Origin of the sequence: Haloferax profundi (assembly GCF_001469865.1) — an archaeon.
Taxonomy (GTDB): Archaea; Halobacteriota; Halobacteria; order Halobacteriales; family Haloferacaceae; genus Haloferax; species Haloferax profundi.
Map to the genome: position 1 here is coordinate 1 of NZ_LOPV01000030.1, position 3,092 is coordinate 3,092.

General features: G+C 60.2%; 4 protein-coding genes. 3 read left to right on the forward strand and 1 reads right to left on the reverse strand.

Translation table 11 applies throughout. The features are described 5' to 3' along the window. On the reverse strand, nucleotides 1-944 hold a 944-nt coding region (locus tag AUR66_RS01610), incomplete at its 3' end, for an ABC transporter substrate-binding protein (protein WP_058570780.1). Between the two features lie 235 nt (nucleotides 945-1,179). Between AUR66_RS01610 and AUR66_RS01615 the strand changes: the two genes are divergently transcribed. The 3 genes from AUR66_RS01615 to AUR66_RS01625 form a co-directional block, all read left to right on the forward strand. Then, on the forward strand, nucleotides 1,180-2,082 hold the full coding sequence (locus AUR66_RS01615; RefSeq protein WP_058570781.1) for a branched-chain amino acid ABC transporter permease: 903 nt from the start codon (nucleotides 1,180-1,182) through the stop codon (nucleotides 2,080-2,082). Beyond that, nucleotides 2,079-2,852, forward strand: a complete 774-nt coding sequence (locus AUR66_RS01620; RefSeq protein WP_058570782.1) for an ABC transporter ATP-binding protein — start codon at nucleotides 2,079-2,081, stop codon at nucleotides 2,850-2,852. The genes AUR66_RS01615 and AUR66_RS01620 overlap by 4 nt, the downstream gene beginning before the upstream one ends. After that, nucleotides 2,849-3,092, forward strand: a 244-nt coding sequence (locus AUR66_RS01625) for an ATP-binding cassette domain-containing protein (RefSeq protein ID WP_231727720.1), incomplete at its 3' end; no start/stop codon positions are given. The genes AUR66_RS01620 and AUR66_RS01625, both read left to right, overlap by 4 nt.

Consider the following 3,092-nt stretch of genomic DNA (forward strand, 5'->3'; position numbering starts at 1 on the left):
ATGGCCTTCTTGTACATCCAGATGGAGCTGTAAGCGCTCCCACCTGTGAACGACGGGACGGCTGGCAGGTCCTCGGCGTGGTCTTTGTACTTGTTGAGGAACTCCGTGTTGCTCTCGTTGTCGAACGCAGAGTGCCAGTACCAGCCAGCAATCTTGACACCTTCCGGCATCGTCGAGCCGAGTGCCGAGAGGACCGTCGGGTCCATCGCCAGTGTCATGTACACTTGGTCGACCTGGTCGAACAAGCCAAGCTCGGTAGCCTGCTTGAAGAACGTGACTGCGTCGCCCGCCCAGAACCCGGAGAAGACGACGTCTGGGTCCGCGTCCATGATGGCGTTGATCTGGGGGGTCATGTCTGTCGCACCCAGGCTGGGGAACTCGCTAGCGACGTACTCGTGACCGGCACCCAGGCCGTCGGAGTAGGCCTTGAAGTAGCTCCAAACCTGCTCACCGTAGGCGTAACCAGGGCCGATGTTGGCGACGCGCGAGCCACTGTGATTCGCGTTGGCGTCTTCGGCGATACCGTATACGTTCGTGGACGTGTTGGCGTTCGTCCGGAAGATGTTCTTCTTGAACGAGGCCTTGTCGGGATACGTGCCCGTGTCGAATTCCGTGCTGTATGGTGTCCCGATATCTGTCAGCGCCATCGGAACCCCGAGCTGGTTGATAGCCTCCGCGTTGGCCAACGCGACACCGGAGGACGTCAGCCCGATGAGGGCGTCGACCTGCTCCTCTTGGACGAGGCTCTTCAGTTGGGCTGCCGGGTCGTCACCGTGGCCACGGATGACGATTTCGACGTCGTTGCCGTTGATACCACCAGCTTCGTTGACCGCGTCGACAGCGGTTCGGGCTGCTGCCGCAGAGGCGTTGCCGAGTACGGAGGCGACGCCCGTGATGAGGTACATGCCGCCGATTTTAATCGTGCCACCACCGCCACCGCCCATGCACCCCGCGAGCCCGGTTGCTGCCCCTGCCCCGATAGCTGCGAGATACTTCCTGCGTGATACACCCGACGGATCCGACGCCTCCCGGGTCGTGTTTGTCTTGTTATGTAACATGCCGCAATCACACCTGTGTGCTAAGTAGAGGCACAGAACATCCATTATAGATGTACGTTGGCATGTGAACGTTCAACAGTACACGTGCATTTATAAACAGGGTGGAAAACAACTACCCCGTATGGTATCGGTAGATTTCGTCATCACACAGCTCATAACCGGTGTCAGCATCGGGAGCCAGCTGTTCTTGGTGGCTGTCGGGTTGAGCCTCATCTTCGGTGTGATGGACGTCCTGAACTTCGCCCACGGCGTCCTCTACATGATTGGCGCCTACGTAGTGGTCCTGTTCTCGACCGGAGGCGAACTGCTCGGATTCACCTTTCCCCAACTGGGTATCTGGGCGGGACTCGTCCTCGCCATGCTCGTGGTTGGGCTCATCGGCGCGGGGATGGAGTGGGGGTTCATCCGCCGAGTGTACGACCGAGAACCGCTCGACCAGCTGTTGTTGACCTTCGCGTTCGTCCTCATCTTCACCGACATAATCCGGGAACTGTTCGGGGCGGCCACTAGTATCGGGCCACCGGCCCAGCTTGCTGGCAAACTGCTGCTCCCGGCTGGATATACCATCTCCACGTACCGGGCGTTCGTCATCATGATGTCCGTCCTGACGATGGCTGCCTTGCTGGCAACGCTCCGGTACACGAACGTCGGTCGGAAGGTCCGAGCGACGGCCAGCGACCGTGATATGGCACAGCTCCTCGGGGTCAACGTGCCGTTGTTGTACACAGCTGTCTTCTTCGTCGGTGCGGCCCTCGCTGGCCTTGGCGGGGCACTCTCGGCACCCATCTTGAGCATCAAGCCGGTGCTGGGCGACCAGGTCATCATCCAGTCGTTCATCGTCGTCGTGTTGGGTGGCCTCGGTTCGTTCGGCGGAGCCTTCATCGGCGCGTACATCATCGGTATCATGTCGGCGATGGGGCCGGTCATCGGCGTGACCGGGGCCGGTGAACTGATGCCGTTCTTGGCGATGATCCTCATCTTGCTGGTCAAGCCTGAGGGCATGTTCGGGTCGGTGGAAGCATGAGTACAGTACTGGAAACTAACGAACTCGCACGGTGGTTCGGTCGCCTCGTCGCCGTCGACGACGTCACGGTCAGTATCGACGACGACGAGATTACCAGCATCATCGGGCCGAATGGAGCGGGCAAGACCACGTTCTATAATCTGCTGAGCGGGACGCTCCAGCCTAGTTCCGGGTCGGTGAAGCTCCGTCCCCGTGACAGCACCGAACTAGTCGACGTCACCGACGACGAACCTCACGAAATCGCCCGGCAGGGTCTCTCGCGAGCCTACCAAATCAACAACATTTTCGAGGGGCTGACAGTGCTGGACAACGTCCGAGTGGCGCGAATCAGCCACGACCGACGGACGAGCGACCTGACCGCCATCACGAAACACGACGAGGAACTCACTGAGGCCGCCTGGGAGGTACTCGAACTCACGAATCTCGAGGATGTCGCCGACACTGAATGTGCAAATCTATCTCACGGCGACGCCAGAAAAGTCGAGATTGCGCTCGCTCTCGGGACGGAACCGTCGATTATTCTGCTCGACGAGCCGACAGCCGGAATGAACAAGTCCGAGACTGACCGGATGGTCGACCTCATCCGCCGACTGGACGAAGAGACCGACACGACGTTCGTCCTGACCGAACACGACATGGAGGTCGTACTGGGCATCTCGGACCGCATCCTCGTCCTGGAGAGCGGGTCACTCATCGCCGACGGTACTCCCGACGAGGTGATGGCCGACGAACGCGTCAAGGAGGCCTACCTGGGAGGTGAAGACGCGTGAGTGTCCTCGAACTCGACGACGTCAACGCCTACTACGGCAACAGCCACGTCCTGTTCGACCTCGCGATGTCCATCGAGGAGAACGAAGTCGTCGGCTTACTGGGCCGGAATGGCGCTGGCAAGACGACGACACTCCGGACGATTACGGGGACAGTCCCACGGCGTGAGGGTCACATCAGCTATCGCGGCCGGGACATCAGCGGCGAGTCTATCGACTCGATTAGCCGGTCGGGTATCAAGC

Coding starts and splice junctions, on each gene's coding strand:
- AUR66_RS01620 (WP_058570782.1), top strand. CDS start 2,079: ATGAGTACAGTACTGGAAACTAACGAACTCGCACGGTGGTTCGGTCGC.
- AUR66_RS01615 (WP_058570781.1), top strand. CDS start 1,180: ATGGTATCGGTAGATTTCGTCATCACACAGCTCATAACCGGTGTCAGC.